At 73.2% G+C, this 24753-nt stretch carries 4 protein-coding genes; all 4 read right to left on the bottom strand.

The window, feature by feature from the left end; translation table 11 throughout:
• Nucleotides 1-4 precede the first annotated feature (4 nt).
• Genes AC4BEG_RS24175 through AC4BEG_RS24190 form a run of 4 tightly spaced genes read right to left on the bottom strand, consistent with a single transcriptional unit; the run spans nt 5 to nt 24135 of the window.
• Nucleotides 5-1441, bottom strand: coding sequence for a tryptophan 2,3-dioxygenase (locus AC4BEG_RS24175; protein WP_490701844.1), 1437 nt, complete (start codon nt 1439-1441; stop codon nt 5-7).
• On the bottom strand, nt 1434-1652 hold the full coding sequence (locus tag AC4BEG_RS24180; protein ID WP_490701845.1) for an MbtH family protein: 219 nt from the start codon (nt 1650-1652) through the stop codon (nt 1434-1436). The genes AC4BEG_RS24175 and AC4BEG_RS24180 overlap by 8 nt, the downstream gene beginning before the upstream one ends.
• The gene (locus AC4BEG_RS24185; protein ID WP_490701846.1) at nt 1649-5587 is read right to left on the bottom strand and encodes an amino acid adenylation domain-containing protein; all 3939 of its coding nucleotides are present in this window, start codon (nt 5585-5587) and stop codon (nt 1649-1651) included. Before AC4BEG_RS24185 ends, AC4BEG_RS24180 begins: the two co-directional genes overlap by 4 nt.
• Nucleotides 5584-24135 (bottom strand): non-ribosomal peptide synthetase, encoded by an 18552-nt coding sequence (locus AC4BEG_RS24190; protein ID WP_490701847.1) that lies wholly within the window; start codon nt 24133-24135, stop codon nt 5584-5586. The genes AC4BEG_RS24185 and AC4BEG_RS24190 overlap by 4 nt, the downstream gene beginning before the upstream one ends.
• Nucleotides 24136-24753: the final 618 nt, after the last annotated feature.

Genomic DNA, 24753 nt, shown 5'->3' on the forward strand with positions numbered 1-24753 from the left:
CGCGTCACGCGGTGAGCAGGGGGAAGAGCGGCACGTCGGCCGCGGCCTTGAGGTACTCGGCTCCGGTGGTGCCACCGGTGCCCGACGCCTTTCCGATGATCTTCAGGGTGACGCCCCAGTGCGTGCGCTTCATGGCCTGCCACGTGGTGTCCAGGCGGCGCATCACCGCTTCGAGCCGGGCGGCGTCGGCCGCGTCCCAGTCGCCGGCGTGCTCCAGGTACTCCTCCTGGAGAGTGGTGACCAGCGTGAACTGCGGGCCCTTCTCCGAGCCGTACGCTCCCTCCTTGCGCGGCGCGGCGCACTGTTCGACCAGCCGGTAGGACTGCGACTGGATCGCGCTCGCACCGTGGGTGTAGTCCCGGATCACGGCGAACGCCTCGGGCGGCATGGTGGTGAGCACCCGGTAGAGCGGCCCGGTGGCGTGCGAGAGCCGGAGTGCCGCCCCGTCCAGGGCGTCGGCCGCCTCCGCCACCCGGCCCAGCCGCACCGCGTCGACCGCGCGCAGCTGCGCCCGCGCCACCTGTGTGAACAGCCGCTCGAAGAGCTGGATGCAACGGATGAACATGTACTCGTCGTGGAGCGTCGTCACCGGCAGCAGGGCGATGTCCACCGCTCGCCGCACCGGGAGCGGGGCACTATCCCGGATCGCGGCCGCCACGTCCCGTCCGGCACCGGCCGGCGGCCGGTCCCCGGGGGCGGCGGCGAGCGCGGTCCGCAGGGCCTGGATCTCCGCGAGCGGACCCGCGTCCGCCACCGCCCGGGGGGCGAACTCGTCGAGCCGGGCGAGCGCCCGCAGGACGGCCGTGGTCCTGGTCCGCTGCCGGGCGGCCGGTCCGGCGCCGAGCAGGGCCTCGGACTCGACCACCGCGAGCTCCGCCAGCAGGGTCGCCAGCAGGACGTCCTCGGCCGCCGCCGGGTCCGCGCCCTCCCACTCGGCGATCTCCAGCAGTTCGTGCCCGGCGTAACTGTCGTACGCCATGGCCTGGTCGGCGAAGGTCAGCGGCAGCCACTTGTCGAGCAGCCAGGCGTCCGGCGAGGACCAGGCGCGCGGGGGTCCCGCGCACAGGAGCCGGGCGCGGGCGCCCCGGAGCAGGGCGACCAGTTCCGGCGCGGCGGCGGCCTTGCCGACCTGCCGGTAGTACCCGACGACCGCGTCATAGGGGAAGGCCCGGATCGCCTCCGCCCCGAGCGGCCGCCGGGACCAGTGGGTGACGGCCTCCAGAGCGCGCCGCAGTGACCGGGCGGCCTCGCCCCCTCGCGCCGCGGTGAGGGCCGGTCCGCCGACGCCCGGCGGTTCGCCCTCACCGGGCCAGGGGAGCTCTTCGGGGGCGGCCGCCGGGCCCAGGCGCTGTCCGGGCTGCTCCTCATAGATCCACCGAACAGGGCCTAACTCCGCCATGCGCGGGCGGCCGCTCGCCGCCTCCCCACGGCGGCTAGGCATGTTCCCTGTCCATGGCCTGTATGAGGCTCTTGGGCCGCATATCGGTCCAGTTCCGCTCGATGAAGTCCAGGCACGCCTGCCGGGTGTCCGGGCCGTGCGCCGTCTCCCAGCCGGCCGGCACCTCCACGAACTCCGGCCACAGCGAGTGCTGGCCCTCGTCGTTGATGAGCACCAGGAAGGTGCCGTCGGTGTTGTCGAAGGGGTTGGTCATCGTGTCGCTCCTTGTCGTCCCGAGGCGGGCCGCGGCATCACGTCGCGCAGCACGCCGGTGATCACATCCAGTGCCGCCGGTGTGGTCATCTCCAGGTGGGCGCAGTCCACTTCGAACTCGTGGATCCCGCCCGTCACATAGGGGGCCCACGCCTTGACGGCGTAGGGGTGGTCCGCGCCGTGCCGGCCCGCCCGGAACGCCACCACATCCCCGTGGAAGACCTCGGGCACGAAGTCGCGGGCCACCCGAAGGTTGTTAGCGGTCACCCTTCTGAGCGCCGCGATGCCCTCCTCGCCCAGACTCGCCAGCGGTCCCTCCTCCTCGCGCAGCCGGGCGGCGACCTCGGACGCCTCCAGGGGGCCATCCTCGTCGGCCGGGTCAAGACCGATGTCGATGAGGAGTGCGGCCAGGATCTCCTGTTCCAGGTCCTCGCTGGTCTCGTCCGCGTCCTCCGGGGCGGGGAAGGAGTCCAGGAAGCCGAGCAGTTCGACCTCGGCGCCCTCGCTTTGCAGCATGGTCGCCATCTGGTGGGCCACCAGGCCGCCGAAGGACCAGCCGAGCAGCCGGTACGGGCCCTTGGGGTGCACCGAGCGGATGCGTTCGATGTAGTCCGCGGCCATCTCCCGCAGGGTGGGCGCCAGTGCTTCGCCGTTGCTCAGCCCGCGCGCCTGGAGGGCGTAGACCGGTGATTCGGAGCCGAGCCGGGTGATGAACCCCGAATAGCACCAGCCGAGGCCGACGGCGGGGTGGACGATGAACCAGGGGGCGCCGCCCTTCCCGGCGCGCAGCCGCAGCAGCGTGTCGAACGGGTCGTCCTCCTGGTGCAGCCGCCCCGCCAGGGCCGCGACCGTCGGCGCCTCGAAGACACTGCGGATCGAGGATCCGGTCCCCAGCTCGGCGCGGATCCGGTTGACCAGCCGGGTCGCCAGCAGGGAGTGGCCGCCCAGCTCGAAGAAGTCGTCGTCGATGCCGACTCGTTCCAGACCCAGCGTCTCGGCGAAGAGCCGGCAGAGCACCTCCTCCTGCGGGGTCCGCGGTGTGCGGGCGGAGACCCGGGCCGCGAAGTCCGGGGCGGGCAGCGCCTTGCGGTCCAGCTTCCCGTTGGGGGTCTGCGGCAGGGCCGGGAGCGGCAGCACGGCCGAGGGAACCATGTAGTCGGGCAGCGTCCCGCGGAGATGGGCGCGCAGTTCGCCGGTGTCCACTCCGGTCCCCTCGGGGACCACGTAGCCGACGATCCGCGCGTCACCTTCCCGGTCCTCACGCACGATGACCACGCTGCGGGCCACCGCGGGGTGGGCGGAGAGCGCCGCTTCGATCTCGCCGAGTTCGACCCGGAAGCCGCGCACCTTGACCTGGTGGTCGGCCCGGCCGACGAAGAACAGCTCGCCGTCCTCCGTCCACCGCACCAGATCGCCGGTGCGGTACATCCGCGAACCGGGTGGTCCGTACGGATTGGCCAGGTAGCGCGCGGCGGTGGCCCCCGGCCGGTGGGTGAAGCCGCGGGCCAGACCGACGCCCGCCAGGTACAGCTCTCCCGTCACTCCGGCCGGTACCGGGCGCAGACCGGGACCGAGGACGTACAGCTGGGTGTTGGCGATGGGCCGGCCGATCGTGGCCTGGCCGGTGAACGGTTCCGGCAGGTCGGCCACGGTGGAGTAGACCGACGCCTCGGTCAGCCCGTAGAGGTTCACCACCGAGGCCCCGGCCTCCTGGAGGCCGCGCGGGATGTTCTCGCCGAACAGTTCGCCGGCGAGCTGGATCCGCAGCCCCCGGGGGAGTTCGGCGCCCGCGCCCAGGACGCTCTGCCACAGGGAGGGGGTGCCGGAGATCACCGTGGCGCCGGTCCCGCGGATCGCCGCGGCCAGCACCTGGGGGTCCCGGGCAGCGTCGGGCGGGGCGATCATCACGGCCGCTCCGACCGCGAGGGGGCCCAGGAACTCGTAGACGGACATGTCGAATCCGACGGCCGCCAGGGCGAGCAGACGCACCCCCTGCCGCACCCCGAGCCGCTCGTCCATGCCGAGGACCACGTTGCACAGCCCGCGGTGCGGGGTGGTGAGCCCCTTGGGAGTGCCGGTGGAGCCGGAGGTGTAGATCAGATAGGCCGGATGGTCGGGCAGCAGCGGGGCCACCCGCTCCGGATCGGTGAGGTCCTGTCCGTCGTGGTGTGCGGCCTCGGCGGCGAACCCGGTGTCGTCCAGGCACCAGTGGCCGGTGCCCGCCGGCAGGCCCGCGGCCCCGGCCCGGGTGGTCAGGACGGCCACCGGCCGGGCGCTGTCCAGGATCAGTTCGATGCGCTCACGGGGGTGGTCGAGGTCCACCGGCAGATAGGCGCCGCCGGACTTCAGCACCGCGAGCACCGCGACGGCCAGGTCCGTGGAACGCCGCAGGGCGAGCGCGACCACCGACTCCGGACCCACGCCCCGGGAAACCAGCAGCCGGGCCAGCCGGTTGGCACGCGCGTTCAGCTCGGCGTAGCTGAGGGCCGTCCCGTCCTCGTCGAGCGCGAGCGCGTCCGGTGTCCGCCGGACCTGGGCCTCGAACAGCTCGGGATAGGTCTCGGCGGGGAGCTTGCGGGCGGTGTCGTTCCACTCCACCAGGATCCGCCGCCGCTCGGCCTCGTCCAGTACGTCCACGTGGGCAGCGAGCCGGCCGGGGTCGGCCACCGCGGCGTCCAGGACCCGCCGCAGGCGGTCCGACCAGCCCAGGACCCGCTGCCGGGAGAACAGGTCCGGGCGGTAGTTGAAGCGCACGCGGAGCGCCGGACCGGGAATCACCGTCACGGTGAGCGGGTAGTGCGCGGCGGCCCGGCCCTCTGTGCCGGTGATCTCCAGACCGTCGTGGCCGAGGGCGCTCGTCCCGGCCGGTGCCGGATAGTTCTCGAAGACGTAGAGCGTGTCGAAGAGTTCACTGCCCACACCGGAGAGCCGCTGGAGCTCACCGACACCGATGTACTCGGCCTCGCCCAGCGTGCCGCGCTCGTCCTGCACCCTGCTCATCAGCCCGGCCAGCGACTCACCGGGTGCCATGCGCACACGGACCGGGACGGTGTTCGCGAAGAGCCCGATCATCGTCTCCACGCCGGGCAGTTCGGTCGGGCGGCCGGAGACCGTCGTACCGAACACCACGTCGTCGCGGCCGGTGAGCCGGGAGAGCACAAGCGCCCAGGCGCCCTGGACCACCGAGTTCAGGGTCAGCCCGTGGCCGCGGGCCACGTCGGTGAGCGCCGCCGTGGTGGCCTCGTCCACCTCGATCTCGAACTCGTCCGGAACCACCGTCTCCCGGCCGGCCCCGGCGGGCCCCAGCAGTGTCGGCTCCTCCAGCCCGGCGAGCGACCGCCGCCACGCGGACAGCGCGGTCTCGCGGTCGCGGCCGCCCAGCCAGCCCAGGTAGTCGCGATAGGGGGTGACGGCGGGCAGGGTGTGATCGGCCCCGCCGTGCGCGTACATGGTGAACAGCTCGTTCAGCAGCAGCGGCACCGACCATCCGTCGAGCAGGATGTGATGGCTGGTCAGCACGAACCGGTAGGTGTCGGCACCGAGCCGGATCAGCAGGCAGCGCAGCAGCGGCGGGGTCTTCAGGTCGAAGCGCTCGGCGCGGTCCTCGGCGAGGATCGCCGACAACCGCTCCTCGCGCCGGGCGGGCTCCTCGGCCGACAGGTCGATCTCCCGCCAGGGCAGCTCGACCTCGGCCGGCACGACCTGCACGGACTCGCCGCTGCGCCGCTGGCGGAAGGCGCCGCGCAGATTGGCGTGCCGCCGCAGCAGCCCGGCGCAGGACCGGCGCAGCGCCTCGGCGTCCAGGCGGCCGCGCAGTGCGAACGCGAGCTGGAGGTGGTAGACGTCGGCGGCCTTCTCGTCGTACAGGGAGTGAAAGAGGAAGCCTTCCTGCAACGCGGTCAGCGGTAGTACGTCCTCGATCCTGGCTCGCTTCATCCTGACTCCCCGTCCTCGGTGAACATGTCGGTCTCGAACTCCTCGATCTCGTCCTGGTCCAGCAGCACCAGGTCGAAGTCGGAGGAGGTGGCGCCCCCCGCGCCGGTGGTGGCGGTGTGCCGGGCGATGGTCTCCAGCGCCCGCACCCAGGTGTCGGCCAGCTCCTGTGCGGCGGCCTCGTCCAGCACACCGGCGGGCCAGGTCCATACGGCGGTCAGCTCGGCCCCCCCGGCACCGGGCCGGGTGATCGCGTTGACCTCCAGCACGTGCCGGAGCGGCATGGCGTCGTCCAGGGGCGGACCGGCCGCCTCGTCCGGTGCCGCCTCGGGTGCCGGTCCCCAGTCGGTGTCCGGGGCCGCGGTGTCGAATCTGCCGAGGTAGTTGAAGCCGATCTGCGGGGCGGGCAGCGCGGCGAGTTCCGGCCCGGTGTCCGGGTTGAGATACCGCAGCAGGCCGTAACCGAGGCCGTCCCCGGGCACCGCGCGCAGCTGTTCCTTGATCCGCTTCAGCAGCCGTCCGACGGCAGGGCCCGCCGCCCACAGGTCGTCCCAGTCCACCGTGGACGCGTTCTTGGTCACGTCCGTGGGCGCGTCCGTGGACGCATCCGTGGACACCTCGAGCCGGACCGGGTGGAGCGAGGTGAACCAGCCCATGGTGCGGGAGAGATCGAGCCCTTCCACCAGGCTGTGCCGGCCGTGGCCCTCGAGGTCGACCACGACGGGCGCGGCACTGTCCCCGGTGTCCCGACGGGCCGTCACCGAGATGGCCAGCGCGGTCAGCAGTACGTCGTCGACGCGTGCGTTGAACGCCGCGGGCACCCGGCTCAGCAGGGCGTCGGTCACCGGCGCGGGCAGTGTGACGGTCAGGGACCGGGCGGTGGCGGCGGTGTCCCGAGCGGGGTCCAGGTCGCGGGTGCCCAGGAGCGGGCGCGGCCCCTCACCGACCGTGCGCCAGTAGCCCAGTTCGGCCGTCACGGAGTCCGCCGTCGCCTGGTCGGCCAGCGTCCGTGCCCAGCGCCGGAACGAGGTGCCGACCGGCGTCGGCCGCGGTGCGCGGCCGTCGGACACGGCGCTCCAGGCGGCTGCCAGATCCGGCAGCAGCACCCGCCACGACACCCCGTCCACCGCCAGGTGGTGGACGGCCAGCAGCAGCCTGCCGGAGCGGCCGGGGCCGGCGTCGAACCAGACAGCCTCCAGGACGGCACCGACCCCGCCGTCATCAGGGTTGAGCCGCCGGAAGGCCGCCGCGGATTCGCGGGCCAGGACGGCGCGCAGTGCCGCGTCGTCCAGCCCCGCGGCGTCCACGCGCCGTACGCGGTCGGCAGCCGGGACCGCGCCGGGGGGCCGCACTCGCAGCCGCCAGGACGCGTCCAGGACTTCCAGCCGCAGTACGTCGTGGTGGTCCAGCACCGTCTGCACCGCCCGGACCAGGCTCTCCTCGGTGAGCGCCGCGGGCACCCGCAGCAGCACCGACTGATGGAGACCGGCCAGCGTGCCGCCGCGCGCCCGCAGATCGTGCATGACCGGGGTGAGCGGCAGCTCCCCGGTCCCGTCGTCCCCGGCGGTCTCCCCGGCCGCCGGGGCGGCCGCGGCGGCCAGCCGGGCCACCGTCTTGAGCTGGAACACCTGCTTGGGCGTCAGGGCCAGACCGGCTGCCCGAGCCCGGCTGACCAGCTGGATGGAGCCGATGCTGTCGCCGCCGCGCTCGAAGAAGTTGTCCTGCGGCCCCACCCGGTCCAGGCCGAGGATCTCGGCGACCAGCCGGCACAGCACTTCCTCCCGCTCGGTGGCCGGCGCCTGCTCCGCGGCCGGACCGGGGGCCACCGGGACGGGCAGCGCCGCGCGGTCCAGCTTGCCGTTGGGGGTGAGCGGCAGCGCGTCCAGGCGCACCACGGCCGCGGGCACCATGTAGTCCGGCAGCACGGTGCCGAGGTGGGCGCGCAACGCGTCCGCGTCCGGCCCCGGTTCACCGCCGGTGGGCACCACGTAGGCCACCAGGCGCTTGTCGCCCGGCCGGTCCTCGCGTACGACCACGGCGTTCTGCGCGACCGCCGGATGGCGGCCCAGCACCGCCTCGATCTCGGCGGGCTCGACCCGGAAACCGCGCACCTTGGCCTGGTCGTCGGCCCGGCCCACGAACTCCAGGGTGCCGCCCTCCCGCCACCGCACCTGGTCGCCGGTGCGGTACATGCGCGTGCCGGGCGCCCCGAACGGGTCGGCCACAAAACGCTCGCCGGTCAGCCCCGGCCGGTCGAGGTATCCCCGCGCCAGGCCGGCGCCGGCGATGTACAGCTCCCCGACCACGCCCACCGGGACGGGTGCCAGCGAGCCGTCGAGCACGTAGACCCGGGTGTTCGCGAGCGGTCCGCCGATCGGCACCCGCTCGCCCAGTGCGGCCTGTGCGGTGATCCGGTGCTGGGTGGCGCACAGGGTGATCTCGGTCGGCCCGTACAGATGCCGTACGACCAGGTGGGGACTGTGCCGCAGCACGCTCTCCACGGCGGTCACCGACACCGTGTCACCGCCGGTGAGGATCTCCCGTACGCCGCCGAGCGAGCCCGCCAGCTCGTCGGCGACGACGCGGAAGAGCCCGGCGGTGAAGTGCACGGCGGTGATGTCCTCGTCGGCGATGAGCCGTTTGAGGGTGGCCACGTCGACATCCCCGGGTGGTGCCAGTACCACCCGTCCGCCGGTCAGCAGCGGCACCCACAGCTCGTAGTCGGAGATGTCGAAGGCGTACGGCGCGTGCATCAGCACGCGGTCGTGGTTCCCCGGCTCCCAGCACGGGTCCAGCGCCAGCTCCAGCAGGGACCGGTGGCTGACCGCGATGCCCTTGGGCTCACCGGTGGAGCCGGAGGTGTGCATCACATAGGCGAGTTGGCCGGGGCGCACCGCCACCTCGGGCGCGGTCGGCTCCCCGCGCTCCGGTCCGGGGTCCGCGCCGATCACCACGGTGCGCACCGCGGGCGGCAGGCCCCGGTCGCGCCATGCGGTGTCCGTGAGCAGCAGCCGCGCCCCGCCGCGGCGCAGCACATCGCGCATCCGCTCGAGGGGGTACCCCTCGTGAAGGGGTACGTAGGCGGCGCCCGCCTTGAGGATGCCCAGCAGAGCGGTCACCAGGCCGGCCGAGCGCTCCATGAGGACGCCGACCCGCTCCTCCGGCCGCACGCCGAGCTCGATCAGGTGGTGGGCCAGCCAGTTGGCCCGTGCGTCGAGTTCCGCGTAGCTGAGCTCCCCGTCCACCGCCCGTACGGCGATGGCGTCCGGCCGGCGGCGCAGCTGGACGGCGAACGCCTCGCACACGGTGGTGACGGACTCCGGGAGCGCCACCGCGGTGTCGTTCCACTCCTCGACCACCTGGTGCCGCTCGGTCTCGTCCAGGATGCCGAGGGCGCTGATGGGACGGTCCGGGGCGGCCAGGGCCGCGCGCAGGAACCGGCCCAGCCGCGCGACGATCCGCTCCGCGGTGCCGTGGTCGAAGAGGTCGGTGCTGTACTCGAGCATGCCCTCGATGCCCGCGCAGGCGCTCTGGCCGGGGCCCTCGGCCCGTCGTTCGCGCAGGCTGAGCGAGAGGTCGAACTTGGCCGCCGCCGCCTCGACCGGCTCCAGGGCCAGGCTCAGTCCGGGCAGCTCCAGCGAAACCCGGGGGGTGTTCTGGAAGGCCAGCAGAATCTGGAAGAGCGGCTGCCGGGACAGCGACCGGACCGGTTTGACCGCCTCCACCAGGCGCTCGAACGGCAGGTCCTGGTGGGCGTAGGCGGCGAGGTCCGCCGCCCGCACCCGCTCCACCAGGGCGCGGAAGCCGGGATCGCCCGAGGTGTCGGTGCGCAGCACCACCGTGTTGGCGAAGGACCCCACCAGGTCGTCGAGTGCGTCATCGGTACGGCCCGCGATGGGACTGCCGATCGGGATGTCCGCACCGGCGCCGAGCCGGGTCAGCAGTGCGGCCAGCGCGGCCTGCACGACCATGAAGACGCTGGCCGAACTCTGCCGGGCCAGTGCGGCGGCCGCCTCGTGGATCCCGGCGTCCCAGAGCACCGGGACGCGGCCGCCCCGGTACCCGGGCTCGGCGGGCCGCTGCCGGTCGGTGGGGAGGGGCAGTTCCTCGGGCAGTCCGGCCAGCGCCTCGCGCCAGTAGGACAGTTGCCGGGAGGCCACGCTGCCGGGGTCGTCCTCGTCGCCGAGGAGTTCGCGCTGCCAGAGCGTGTAGTCCGCGTAACTCACCGGAAGCGGCGGCCACGCCGGCGCCGTGCCCGCCAGCCGCGCGGCGTAGGCGGTGCCCAGGTCGCGGGCGAGCGGCGCCATCGACCAGCCGTCGGCCGCGCTGTGGTGGACGACCAGCACCAGCACATGATCCGCGGGTGTGAGCGTGAACAGGCTGACGCGCAGGGGAGGTTCGGCCGCCAGGTCGAATCCGGTCCGGGCCGCCGCGGCGACCAGGCGGGGCAGCTCGTCCTCGGTGGTCTCCGCGACGGTCAGCGGGCAGTCGGCGCTTCCGGGCGCCAGGATCCGCTGCTCGGCCCGCCCGTCGGTGTCGACCAGCAGGGTGCGCAGGACTTCGTGGCGGGCCATCAGGTCCCCCAGCGCGGCCCGCAGCGCGGTGTGGTCGACCGCACCGGTCAGGCGCAGCGCCACCGGCATGTTGTAGAGCGCTTCGGAGCCTTCCTCGCGCAGCCGCTCCAGGAACCACAACCGGTGCTGGGCGAAGGACAGCGGCACCGACTCCGGCCGGGGACGCGCCGTCAGGGCCGGCCGGGCGGTGCTGCCCGCGGTGGCGCCCGCCGCCACCCCGGCGACCGTGGGCGCGTCGAAGAGCAGCCTGAGGGGCATCTCGATGCCCAGCTCCGATCTGATCCGGCTGACCAGGCGGGTGGCGAGCAGGGAGTGGCCGCCCAGCTCGAAGAAGTTGTCGTCGACGCCGACCTGTTCGACGTCGAGCACCTCGGCGAACAGCCCGCACAGCACCTCTTCGAGACCGCCGCGCGGCGTACGGCCCGAGCCCGCCCCTCCGCCGTACGCGGGCGCGGGCAGCGCGGCGCGGTCCACCTTGCCGGTGGGCGAGAGCGGGATCGTGGGCAGTACGACGACGGCGGCGGGGACCATGTGGTCGGGGAGGGTGGCGGCGGTGTGGGCGCGCAGGGTTGCGGGGTCGGGGGTGGCGGTGGTGGCGGGGACGGCGTAGGCGATGAGGCGTTGGTCGCCGGGGCGGTCCTCGCGTATGACGACGGTGGCTTGTGCGACGTCGGGATGGCGGGTGAGGGTGGCTTCGATCTCGCCGGGTTCGACGCGGTAGCCGCGTATCTTGACCTGGTCGTCGGCGCGTCCGGTGAAGACGAGTTCGCCGGTGGTGGTCCAGCGGACGAGGTCGCCGGTGCGGTACATGCGGGTGCCCGGCGGTCCGTACGGATCGGCCACGAAGCGTTCGCCGGTCAGTCCCGGCCGCCCCAGATAGCCACGCGCCAGGCCGTCCCCCGCCAGATACAGCTCGCCGACCACACCGGCGGGGACCGGGCGCAGCCCCGGGCCGAGAACATAGACCCGGGTGTTGGCGATGGGCCGTCCGATCGGCGCGGCGATCTCGCCGGAGAGCGGCGCGCTCAGCGTCGCGCACACCGTCGACTCGGTGGGCCCGTAGGCGTTGAGCATCCGGCGGCCCCGCGACCAGCGCGCCGCCACATCGGGCGGACATGCCTCACCACCGGTGATCAGGGCGCGGAGGGTGGGCACGGTGGCCGGGTCGAGGGTGGCGACGAACGCGGGCGGCAGCATGGCGTGGGTGACCCGCTCGCGGTCGATCAGCGCCACCACGCCGTCGCCGATGATCTGGTCCGGCCGGGGCACCACCAGGGTGGCACCGGCGAGCAGCGTCATGACCAGTTCGCAGGCCGAGGCGTCGAAGTTCAGTGAAGCGAACTGGAGGACGCGCGCGTCCGCGTCCAGCCCGAGCGCCTCCTGGTGCGCGACGGCCAGCCCGGCCAGGCCCCGGTGGGTGACCTGGACGCCCTTGGGCGTACCGGTGGAACCGGAGGTGTAGACGAGATACGCGGGATGGGAGACATCCAGCGGGGACGACCGCTCGGCGTCGGTGAGGTCGGCGGCGGAGTGGCGCTCCACCTCGGCCCGGACCGCCGGGTCGTCCAGCCGGTGGCACGGTACCTCCGGCGGGATGCGCTCACCGGAGGGACCGGTGGTCAGCACGTACAGCGGGGCGGCGTCGGCGCACATGAAGCGGGCGCGGGCGGCGGGGAGGTCCGGGTCGACGGACAGATAGGCGGCGCCCGTCTTGACCACGGCCAGCACAGCGGTCACCAGCTCGGCCGAACGGGGCAGGGCCAGACCGATCACGGTCTCCGGTCCCGCGCCGTGCGCGACCAGCCAGCGGGCCAGCCGGTTCGCCCGTGCGTTCAGCTCCGCGTAGCCGATCCCGTCCCCGTCGTGCCGTACCGCGATCGCGTCGGGGCGCCGGGCCGCTTGGGCCTCGAACAGCACCGGCCAGGGAGTGCGGGGCAGCTGCCTGGCGGTGTCGTTCCACTCCACCAGAACGCGCTGCCGCTCGTCGTCCTGGAGCAGGTCCACACCGCTGATCCGGCGGTCCGGGTCGGCGACGACCGCACGCAGGACACGCTCGAGCCTGCGGACGAGTCCGGCGACCGTGGCCTCGTCGTAGAGGTCGGCGCTGTACTCCAGAATGCCGTGGATACCGGCGGAATCCGGCCGTTCGCGCACGCTCCAGAGCAGGTCGAACTTGGAGATCCCCAGGTCGATTGGGACCGGTTCGAAGGTGAGTCCGGGGAGGTCGAGGATGACGTCGGGGGTGTTCTGGAAGGCCAGCATGACCTGGAAGAGGGGGTGTCTGGCCAGGGAGCGGGCGGGGTTGACCAGTTCCACCAGGCGTTCGAAGGGGATGTCCTGGTGGGCGTAGGCGGCCAGGTCGGTGGTGCGGACGCGGGTGAGCAGTTCGCGGAAGGTGGGGTCGCCCGAGGTGTCGGTGCGCAGGACCAGGGTGTTGGCGAAGAAGCCGACGAGGTCGTCGAGTTGTTCGTCGGTGCGGCCGGCGATGGGTGTGCCGATGGGTACGTCCTCGCCCGCGCCCAGGCCGCTGAGCATGGCCGCGAGCGCGGCGTGGACCACCATGAACACACTGGTCCCCACCTGGTGCGCGATCTCCACCAGACCGCGGTGCAACTCCGCGTCCCAGTCCACCGGAACGCTGCTGCCACGGTGCCCGGCGGTGGCGGGGCGCGGCCGGTCGGCCGGCAGCGCCAGCTCTTCCGGCATGCCACGAAGGTGGCTGGTCCAGTAGTCCAGCTGCTCGTGGAGCACACCGTCCTCGTCGTCCTCGTCGCCGAGGAGTTCGCGTTGCCACAGGGCGTAGTCGGCGTACTGGACGGGCAGGGGCTCCCAGGCGGGGGCGTGGCCCGCGGTGCGGGCGGCGTAGGCGGTGCCCAGGTCGCGGGCGAGGGGGGCCATGGACCAGCCGTCGGCGGCGATGTGGTGCAGGACCAGCAGCAGCACGCTCTCGGCGGCGTCGCGTACGAACAGGGAGGCGCGCAGCGGCAGATCGGTGGCGAGGTCGAAGCCCTTCGCCACCTCCTCCCGCAGCAGTGGCGCGAGGGCGTGTTCGTCCGTGACCTCGGTGACCGGCAGGGGGACGACCGGGGCGCCGATCACCTGCTGGTGGGCTTCCCCGGCCACGTCGGGGAAGACGGTGCGCAGGGATTCGTGGCGTGCCACCACGTCGGTCAGTGCGGCGCGTAGTGCCTGCTGGTCCACGGCGCCCGACAGGCGCAGTGCCACGGGCATGTTGTAGAGCGCGCTCGCGCCCTGGAGCCGGTTCACGAACCACAGCCGTCGCTGCGCGAACGACAGCGGCACCCGCTCGGGCCGGGGACGCGCCGACACGGTGGGCCGCGCGGGTTCACCGGTCCCGTGGGCCTCGACCAGTCCGGCGACCGTCGGGGTCTCGAAGAGCGACCGCAGCGGCAGTTCGACGCCGAGTGCGGTGCGCACCCGGCTGACCAGGCGGGTGGCGAGCAGGGAGTGGCCGCCCAGGTCGAAGAAGCTGTCGTCGATACCGACCCGTTCCAGCCCCAGCACCTCGGCGAACAGCCCGCACAGCAGCTCCTCGCGCGGTGTCCGCGCACCACGCCCCGCCGCGTCCACCTCCATCTCGGGAGCGGGCAGCGCGGTGCGGTCCACCTTGCCGTTCGGCGTCAGCGGCAACGCCTCCAGTACGACGACGGCGGCGGGGACCATGTGGTCGGGGAGGGTGGCGGCGGTGTGGGCGCGCAGGGTTGCGGGGTCGGGGGTGGCGGTGGTGGCGGGGACGGCGTAGGCGATGAGGCGTTGGTCGCCGGGGCGGTCCTCGCGTATGACGACGGTGGCTTGTGCGACGTCGGGATGGCGGGTGAGGGTGGCTTCGATCTCGCCGGGTTCGACGCGGTAGCCGCGTATCTTGACCTGGTCGTCGGCGCGTCCGGTGAAGACGAGTTCGCCGGTGGTGGTCCAGCGGACGAGGTCGCCGGTGCGGTACATGCGGGTGCCCGGCGGTCCGTACGGATCGGCCACGAAGCGTTCGCCGGTCAGTCCCGGCCGCCCCAGATAGCCACGCGCCAGGCCCGCGCCCGCCACATAGAGCTCCCCGGGCACGCCCACCGGCACCGGGCGCAGCCCCGGGCCGAGGACGTAGAGCCGGGTGTTGGCGAGGGGCCGCCCGATCGGCAGCGGGCCCTCGTCCGGTGTCGCGCCCGGCGGCAGCCGGTACTCGGCGCAGCTGACGGTGGTCTCGGTGGGCCCGTAGACATTGCGCACCGTCACCGCGGGGTGAGCGGCCCGCCAGCGCTCCAGGGCCTCGGCGGTCAGCGCCTCACCGGCCAGCAGAAGGTCCCCGGTGGGCGACAGCCGCGGTGGCAGAGCGTCCAGCAGGGCGAGGTGGCTGGGGGTCGCCTTGAGCAGGGTGGGGGCGGTGTCCGGCGGCGCGGTGTCGTCGAGTGCCCCGACACACACCCGGCCCCCGACGGTCAGCGGTGTGAAGAGCGTGGTGACCGTCATGTCGAAGGACACCGACGAGTGCAGCAGCGCGGTGCCACCGGCGCTCCGGTAGGACCGGCCCGCCCACCGGAGGTAGTCGGCCAGGGCACCGTGCTCGACCACCACCCCCTTGGGCAGACCGGTGGACCCCGAGGTGTAGATGACATACGCCGGGTGGTGCGGCAGCAGCGGGCGGATCCGGTCGCGGTCGGCCGGGCCGTCCTCCGCGGGCCGCACGTCGTCCAGGTGGACGCGGGAGAGGGAGCCGAACTCCGGTCGCTCCGCGGTCTGTTCCCCAGCGGTCAGCAGCAGGGCGGGCGCCGCGTCGCGGAGCATATGGGCGATGCGCTCGGCGGGGTACTCCGGGTCGACGGGCAGATACGCGGCTCCCGCCTTGGCCACGCCGAGGAGCGCGGCCAGCAGTGCCACCGACGGTGGCGCCGCCACGGCGACCAGGTCCTCGGGCCCGGCGCCGTGGGCGATCAGCCGCCGGGCGACGCCGTTGGCGTACGCGTTGAGCTGGGCGTAGCTGAGCGTGCGGGCGCCGTCGGCCACCGCGATGGCCTCCGGAGTGCGCGCCACCTGGGCCTCGAAGAGCTCCGGGAGCCCGGCGGGGGCACCGGCCACCGCGGTGGCGTTCCAGTCGACCAGGATCCGCTGCCGCTCGTCCTCGGCGAGGAGGTCCACCCGGCTCAGCGGACGCTCCGGGTCGGCCATCAGGGTGCGCAGCAGCCGCTCGAACCGTCCGGCCAGGGCGGTGGCGGACTCCCGGTCGAAGAGGTCGCCGTTGTACTCCAGCACACCGTGGACACCCGCGGCGCCCTGCTTGTCGTGGCGTTCCTGGACGTTGAACGAGAGATCGAACTTGGCGATGCCGAGGTCGAGGTGTTCGAGCTCGAAGGTGAGTCCGGGGAGGTCGAGGATGACGTCGGGGGTGTTCTGGAAGGCCAGCATGACCTGGAAGAGGGGGTGTCTGGCCAGGGAGCGGGCGGGGTTGACCAGTTCCACCAGGCGTTCGAAGGGGATGTCCTGGTGGGCGTAGGCGGCCAGGTCGGTGGTGCGGACGCGGGTGAGCAGTTCGCGGAAGGTGGGGTCGCCCGAGGTGTCGGTGCGCAGGACCAGGGTGTTGGCGAAGAAGCCGACGAGGTCGTCGAGTTGTTCGTCGGTGCGGCCGGCGATGGGTGTGCCGATGGGTACGTCCTCGCCCGCGCCGAGGCCGCTGAGCATGGCCGCGAGCGCGGCGTGGACCACCATGAACACACTGGTTTGTGCCTGCCGCGCCAACTCCACCAGACCGCGGTGCAGTTGCGCGTCCCAGTGGATCTCGACCAGCCCGCCGCGATGGCCGGCCATCGGTGGCCGTGGCCGGTCGGTCGGCAGCGTCAGCTCTTCGGGGAGCCCGGCGAGGGCACGGCGCCAGTAGGTGAGCTGTTCCCCGGCGACGCTGCTCTCCTCCGCCTCGTCGCCGAGGAGTTCGCGTTGCCACAGGGCGTAGTCGGCGTACTGGACGGGCAGGGGCTCCCAGGCGGGGGCGTGGCCCGCGGTGCGGGCGGCGTAGGCGGTGCCCAGGTCGCGGGCGAGGGGGGCCATGGACCAGCCGTCGGCGGCGATGTGGTGCAGGACCAGCAGCAGCACGCTCTCGGCGGCGTCGCGTACGAACAGGGAGGCGCGCAGCGGCAGATCGGTGGCGAGGTCGAAGGCTTTCGCCACCTCTTCCCGCAGCAGCTCCGGCAGCGTGTCCTGGTCCGCCACGTCGATGACCGGCAGGGGCACCGCCGGGTTGTCGATGATCTGCTGGTGGGCTTCTCCCGCCACGTCGGGGAAGACGGTGCGCAGGGATTCGTGGCGTGCCACCACGTCGGTCAGTGCGGCGCGTAGTGCCTGCTGGTCCACGGCGCCCGACAGGCGCAGTGCCACGGGCATGTTGTAGAGCGCGCTCGCGCCCTGGAGCCGGTTCACGAACCACAGCCGTCGCTGCGCGAACGACAGCGGCACCCGCTCGGGCCGGGGACGCGCCACCACCGGGGGCCGCGCGGTTCCGGCCGCCACGAAGCGTGCCGCCAGCCGGGCCACCGTCGGGGCCTCGAAGAGCGAGCCCATGGACAGTTCGGTGCCCAGCACCGACCTGATCCGGCTGACCAGGCGGGTGGCGAGCAGGGAGTGGCCGCCCAGGTCGAAGAAGCTGTCGTCGATACCGACCCGTTCCAGCCCCAGCACCTCGGCGAACAGCCCGCACAGCACCTCCTCGCGCGGTGTCCGCGGACCACGCCCCGCCCTGTCCACCCCCGCCTCGGGGGCGGGCAGTGCCTTGCGGTCCACCTTCCCGTTCGGCGTCAGCGGCAGCGCCTCCAGCACCACCACGGCGGCGGGCACCATGAAGCCGGGCAGCCGGTCCTGGAGCCGGGCGCGCAGATCGGAGACGAGGGCACCGGCCCGCCGGCCGAGCCCGGGGTCGTTCGCCGGACGCACCGCGCCACCGCGGGCCCGGTAGACCCCGGTGACCGGGGTGGTGGCAGGGGTGTTGGTGAACACCGCCTCCAGGCTCTTGTCCTCGGGCTCGGGCGACCAGGTGATCAGCACCCGTTGTCCGAGGCGTTCGGCCAGCGCGTGGAGGTCCTCGGGGTCCGGGGCCGCCGGGGCGCCCAGGCGGGCGTTGGGGATGCCGGTCACCCGGACCGGCCCGGGGTGCGCGGCCAGCCGCTCGGCGAGTGTGCCGAGGTCGTCACCGCTGCGCCAGGCCAGCACGGGGACCGTGTCCAGGGCCACGCCGGGCCGCCGGTGCAGGACGACTTCGTAGCGGTAGCGGGTCAGCTCGTTGTGGTGGCGACCGCGCTTGAGCCGGATGTCCGCACCGCCCGCCGGACCCGCGAAGAATTCGGGGTCCAGCAGCAGTTCCTTCTCGGCCGACACGCTCTGCTCGACCGCCTGCCGCAGCCGAGCGGGATCGGCGCCCTCGCCCAGCCGGTGGTGTTCGGCGGCCTCGCGCAGCTGGGGGAGCAGCCGCAGGTTGCGGATGTCACCAAGGTAGATGGCGCCGCTTGTCGTCAGCAGCGAGTCGGCGCCGGCGAGCACCGTGCGCAGATAGTCGAGGTTCGGGAAGTACTGCACCACGGAGTTGAGCACGACGAGGTCGAAGGACCCGCGGGGAAGCCCGTCCAGCACATGCGCGGGCTGGGCCCGCAGCTCCACCCGGTCGCGCAGCTCCGGCCGCTCGTCGTCGATCCGCCGGCGCAGGGTGTCGATGACGGCCGGGGAGAAGTCGGTGCCCCAGTAGGTCTCGCAGTGCGGGGCCACCTGGGAGAGGATCAGGCCGCTGCCGACGCCGAGTTCCAGCACCCGGCGGGGACGCAGTTCGAGGATGCGCTCCACCGTCGCGGCGCGCCAGGCGCGCATCTCCTCCAGCGGGATCGGCCTGCCGTCCACGCTGCTGTTCCAGCCCGCGAAGTCCTCGCCGAACGCCGGTGCGGGCGCCTGCCCGTCGAGGTCGGTGCCGTACTGGGCCTGGAAGATGTCCTGCCAGTCGTCGACCTGCCGCTGCACGCTGGTGTCAGCCGCGTCCGCCGCGGCCGGGACCACATAGCCGACGAGCTGTCCGGGGCGGCCGGGGTGGGGCACCACGACGGCCTGGGACACCTCCGGCTGGTCGGAGAGCGCCGAGGCGACCTCACCGAGCTCCACCCGGTAACCGCGCACCTTGACCTGGTCGTCGGTGCGGCCGAGATGGACCAGGGTGCCGTCGGTCCGGCGCTTGGCGAGGTCCCCGGTGCGGTACATCCGCTCGCCGGGCGCGCCGAAGGGGCAGGCCAGGAAGCGGGTGGCGGTCAGGCCCGGCCGGTCCAGGTAGCCGCGGGCCAGCCCGTCGCCGGACACGTACAGCTCGCCCGGAACACCGGGCGGCACCGGCCGCAGCCGCTCGTCCAGGACGTAGGCCCGCGCCTGGGTGATCGGCGTCCCGATGGGCGGCCGGGCGCCGCCGGTCAGGGGCTCGCTCATGGTGGCGCAGACCGTGGTCTCGGTGGGGCCGTAGGCGTTGACCAGGCGTCGGCCAGGGGACCAGCGGGCGGCCAGTTCGCCTGTGGCCGCCTCGCCCGCCACCACCAGGGAGCGCACGGACGGCAGGTCACCGGGTTCCATGACCTCCAGCACGGTCGGCGGCAGCGTCAGATGGCTGACCTGCCGGTCGGCGACGAGCCCGGCCAGCGGGGCCCCCGGGCGCAGCTCGCCGGAGGGGGCCAGGACCAGGGTGGCGCCGGACAGCAGCGCCATGACCAGTTCCCAGAAGGCCGCGTCGAAGCTGAACGAGGCGAATTGCAGCACGCGGTCACCCGGACCGACGTCGAGCCGTTCGCGCTGGGCGGTGAGCAGCGCGGCCACACCGGTGTGCGTGCCGACCACGCCCTTGGGCAGACCGGTGGAGCCGGAGGTGTAGATGACGTACGCGGGGTGGGTGGGCGTCAGGGGCGAGCGGCGCTCCGCGTCCCGCACATCGTCCGCGGCGAAGCCCCGCTCCCCGGCGAGCCGCGCCGTGTCATCCAGGGTGAGGTGGGGAGTGCCGTCGGGGAGCGCGGTGGCGAGTGCGGCGGCGAGCTCGGTGGTGGTGAGCGCCAGACCGGGCGCGGCGTCGGTGAGCAGGAAGCGGATGCGTTCGGCCGGATACTCCGGGTCGACCGGGAGATAGGCGGCCCCGGCCTTGCCGACGGCCAGGACGGCGACCACCAGCTCCGCGGAACGGGGCAGCATCAGCGCGACGACGTCCTCGGGGCCGACGCCCCGGTCGATGAGCAGCCGGGCCAGCCTGTTGGCACGGGCGTTGAGCTCGGCGTAGGAGAGTTCGACGCCGGGGAAGAGCAGAGCGGGCGCGTCGGGGGTGCGGGCCACCTGGGCCTCGAACAGCCGCGGCGTGGTGAGCCGCGGCACGGCTCGGCCGGTGGTGTCGTCCCCGTCCCCTCCGGCGGTGAGCCGGGTGCGCTCTTCGGCGGTGAGCAGGTCGATATCGCCGATGCGCCGGTCCGGAGCGGCGGCAGCGGCACTCAGCAGGTGCTCCAGCCGCCCCAGGAGCGCCCTGACGGTCCCCTCTTCGAACAGGTCGGTGCTGTACTCGAGGTAGCCCTCGAGCCCCTGGGGGCGGCCGTCGGCGTCTCGGGTCTCGGTCAGGTCCAGCGACAGGTCGAACTTGGCGCCGCCGGGGTGCATCGGCTCGGTGCGTATCTCCAGGCCGGGCAGGTCCCAGCCGGACTTCGGGGTGTTCTGCACCACCACGAGCACCTGGAACAGCGGCTGACGGTGGACCGAGCGGCCCGGGTTGAGAACCTCGACCAGCCGCTCGAAGGGGAAGTCCTGGTGGGCGTAGGCCCCAAGATCGGTGTCGCGCACCCGGTCGACCAGTTCGGCGAAGGCGGGGTCGCCGGAGGTGTCGGTGCGCAGCACCAGCGTGTTGACGAAGAACCCGATGAGGTCGTCCAGCGCCTGGTCGCCGCGGCCGGCCACGGCGGTGCCCAGCGGGATGTCGGTGCCCGCGCCGAGCCGGGTCAGCAGCGCGGCCACACCGGCTTGCAGGACCATGAAGAGCGTGGCCCGGCGTTCACCGGCCAGCCGGTCGAGCGCCCGGTGCAGCTTCGCGTCGAAGCGGACCGGCAGCGCCTGGCCGCGATGGCCGGAGCGGTCGGGGCGGGGGTGGTCGGTGGGCAGGGCGATCTCTTCCGGCAGTCCGGCCAGCGCGGAGCGCCAGTAGGCCAGTTGCCGGTGCGCCAGGCTCTCCGGGTCGGCCTCGTTACCGAGCAGCCGGCGCTGCCACAGGGTGTAGTCGGCGTACTGCACCGGCAGTGGCGCCCAGCCGGGGGCGGATCCGCCCGCGCGGGCGGCGTAGGCCGTGCTCAGGTCGCGGGCGAGCGGTGCCAGGGACCAGCCGTCGCCCGCGATGTGGTGGAGCACCAGCAGCAGGACGTGGTCTTCCGGTGAGCGCGCGAACAGGGAGGCGCGCAGCGGCAGATCGCGGGTGAAGTCGAAGGGCGCGGTGGCGGCGTCGGCCAGCAGCTGTGCCGGCTCGGCGCCGTCGGTCCCGGTGACCGGCAGCGGCATGGCGACGCCGGTCAGCACCCGCTGGTGGGCTTCGCCCCCGCTCTCGGGGAACACCGTGCGCAGCGACTCGTGCCGGGCCACCACGTCCTCGAGCGCGGCCCGCAGCGCCGTGCGGTCCAGCTCGCCGGTCAGGCGTAGGGCCAGCGGCATGTTGTAGGTCGAGCCGATGCCCTCGACCTGGTGCAGCAGCCACAGCCGACGCTGGGCGTACGACAGCGGCGTCGCATCGGGGCGCGGCTGCGGGACGAGGGCCGGGCGTGTGGTGGCCGTGCCGGTGATCCGGCCGGCCAGACCGGCGACCGTCGGGGTCTCGAACAGGGCGGCCACCGGCAGTTCGACGCCCAGCTCGGCGCGGATCCGTACGGTGAGCCGGGTGGCCAGCAGCGAATGACCACCCAGGTCGAAGAAGCTGTCATCGGTGCCGACCCGCGCCACCCCCAGCACCTCGGCGAAGAGCGCGCACAGCGTCTCCTCCCGCGGCGTGCGCGGGGCCCGGCCGGTGCCCTGTCCGTCCCACACCGGCGAGGGCAGCGCCGCACGGTCCAGCTTGCCGTTGGGCGTCAGGGGGAGGGCGTCCAGCACGACGACGGCCGCGGGGACCATGTACCCGGGGAGCGAGCGCGCCATGTACGCCCGCACCTCGGCGGGGTCGAGGCCGGGCTCGCGCGGCACCGCGTAGCCGACCAGGCGCTGGTCGCCGGGCTGGTCCTCACGCAGCTGCACGGTGGCCGCGGCGATCTGCGGATGCCGGACCAATTCGGCCTCGATCTCGCCGAGTTCGATACGGAATCCACGGATCTTGACCTGGTGGTCGGCGCGGCCCTCGTAGCGCAGCAGCCCGTCGGAGGACCAGCGGGCCAGGTCCCCGGTGCGGTACATGCGCTCGCCGGGTGCGCCGAACGGAGCGGCGACGAACCGGCCGGCGGTCAGCCCCGGCTTGCCCAGATAGCCGCGGGCCAGCCCGGGACCGGCCACGTACAGCTCTCCTACGACGCCGGGCGGCACCGGTTGCAGCCCGGCGTCCAGCACATAGGCGCGCAGGTCAGCCAGGGGCGAGCCGATGGTGCTGCCGGGGTCCTGGGCGGCGGTCTCGCGGGTCAGGGCGCGGTGTGTGACATGCACGGTGGTCTCGGTGATGCCGTACATGTTCACCAGCCGGGGCCGGTCGTCGGGGTGCCCGGCGTACCACTCGGCGAGCCGGCCGGGGGCCAGCGCCTCGCCACCGAAGATCACATGGCGCAGTGCGGACGGCGTCCGCGGCTGCCGTGCGTCGGCCCGCATCAGCTCGTCGGCGCGCATCAGCTCGTAGAACGCCGAAGGCGTCTGGTTGAGCACGGTCACCCGCTGCTCGGCGAGCAGGGCCCTGAACTCCTCGGGGGCGCGGGCCACCGACGGGGGCACCACGACCAGCCGGCCGCCGTGCAGCAGCGCGCCCCACAGCTCCCACACGGAGAAGTCGAAGGCGTAGGAGTGGAACATCGTCCACACATCGCGGTCGCCGAAGCCGAACTCCTCGGCGGTGGCGGCGAAGAGGCGCGTGACATTGCGGTGGGAGACCACCACGCCCTTCGGCTCCCCGGTCGAACCCGAGGTGAAGATCACGTACGCGGGGTGGTCCGGACGGAGCGCGGCGGCGCGGTCGGCGTCCACCGGGTCGGTGTCCGGCCGGCCCTCCGTATCGCCGGGCGCTGTCGTGGAGTCCACGACGGTCACCGGGCCGGCGTCCTTCAGGACGGCCTCGATCCGCGCGGCCGGGGCGTCCGGGTCGATCGGGAGGTACGCCGCGCCGGACTTCAGCACCGCGAGAACCGCCACGACCAGCTCGGCCGAGCGCGGCAGCACCAGGGCGACCAGGCGCTCGGGCCCCGCGCCGCGCGCGATCAGCTCATGGGCGAACCGGTTCGCCCGCGCGTTCAGCTCGCGGTAGGACAGGGTCTGGCCCTGCCAGGTCAGTGCGGCGGCGTCAGGGGTGCGGGCGACCTGGGCCTCGAACAGCGCGGGCAGGGTGCCCGCGACAGGGCCTGGGGCGGCGCCTGGGGCTCCGGCCGCTGGACCGGCGTCACCGACGTCATCCGCGTCCGTGCGCACGGCGTTGAACCCGGCCAGCACTCGGCGCCGGTCCGCCGCGTCGAGCACTCCGGTACGTCCCACAGCCCGGCTCGGAGCGGCGATGAGCGAGCGGAGGAAGGGGACGAAGCGCCTGCCGTGGTCGGCGATGTCCTCCTCGCCGAACGCCGCCGGGTTCCCGTCGAAGCTGACCCGCAGCCCGCTGTTCTCGGTGCCTCCGTCGAAGGTGATCACCAGGTCGTCGGTGGGGCCGCTGGACATGCTGTGCACCTCGGCGGTGCACGCCCCGAACCGCAGGTCCTGCTGGAGCGGGAGGAAGTTGACGGCGGGGCCGAACATCCGGCGGGTGCCGCTGCCCAGGCCGAGGTCCTTGCGGAGGTCTTCGCCGCGGTAGCGCTGGTGTCGCAGGAGCTCGCGGATCTCGCTCGCGGTCCGGCGCTGGAGTTCGTCGAACGGAGTGTCGGCCCGGACGTCCAGACGGAGCGGCAGTACGTTGGAGACCATCCCCGGGGTGGTCCGGGCGGCGTCGGCACGGCGTGCTGTCACCGGGAAGCCCAGAATGACGTCGCCTTCGCCGCGGAATGGCCGTAGGTAGGCGGCGACAGCCGCGGTCAGTGTGGCCTGCCAGGTGACTCGGGCTTCTCGGGCGGCCCTTTGGATTTCGGCGAACAGGTCGGCGTCCAGCCGGGTCGAGTGCCGCATCGAATCCGGCCACAATCCCGGTGACCGGTCGGGGAGGTTCAGCGCCCCGGTGCCGTCGGCGAACTGGCCGCACCAGTATTCCCGGTCGCGGTCGCTGTCCTCGGAAGAGAGGTAGTCGGCGTCTGCCCGGACTAATTCGCCTAAGCCCGCGAACGGTGTGGGCGGTATCTCCTGGGAGGCGGTCAGCGCCGTGTAGCAGTCGGCGACGCGCTGTACGACGAGGTTGTAGCCATAACCGTCGAGCGCGATGTGGTGCATGCGCATGTACCAAAGGAAATGGTCCGCGTCCACTTGGAACAGCGTATGGAAGAACAGCGGGCCGGACTCGAGATCGATCGGCTCGTACAGGTCCGCCGTCATCAGCTCCCGGGCGCGGCGCCGGGGGTCGTCCTCCCTGCTCAGGTCCAGGAAACGTAATGGCCGGTGGGGCGCGGGGCCGAGTGCCTGCCACGGCTGTCCGCCGTCCTCGCCGAAGCGCACGCGGAGGGCTTCGGCTTCCTCGACCACATGCCGCAATGCCCGCTCGAACACAGTGCGCTCGAGCGGTCCTCGAATTTCGGCATAAGCACTGATGTTGTAGAGCGGACTCGTGGGATCCAGCTTTTGGGCGGACCACACCCGCTGCTGAGCCGTGGTCAGAGGGTAAACGGCATGCTTGAACACACTGAGCACCAGAAGAATCCCCCAGAAAGTTCCCCCGTGATGGGCGCCCCATCACCCCGCAACCGCCACCGTGTCGACTTCGGTCACAAGCTGTCCACGGCACCTAAGGCTGCCCTGGCATGCTAATGACCCTCGGGTAGCGGCGTCAACCATTGTTATGTTCAACCATGTTGAACTCGGGCCCCGTCCATGAGTCCGTCAAGCGGGATGCGGGCGCGGTGAATTGGATTCCCGGCATATCGCGGCACACTGAACGGAATCCGGGATACCGGATACTTCGAGGCGTCGAACGGCCGGGAAGGGGGCTGGCTCCGGACCCGCGCACGGCAGGTCCTACGCTGTAGCCAGCGGCCGCGACCCGAGCAGTGCGACGGTGTGTGCAGCACCCGCGACGCCACAGCGACCGTGCACCTCCACCAGCAGATCACGAACTACGGCTGGAGTATCAACCGCTGTGTCGTTACGCACCCCGCCCGCGGACGTCGGGCCCCCGCGGCCCCGCCCCGTGGCGTCACGATCTCCGCTGCCACTCGCCACGCCCGTCCCGCCGCACCGCGCCGGACACCCGTTGGCCACTCCGTCCCGCACCGGGGTCCCCGTAGTCGTCAACCGCACGGAAGCCGCCGC

This window comes from Streptomyces sp. JLBJ103 (genome assembly GCF_058215575.1).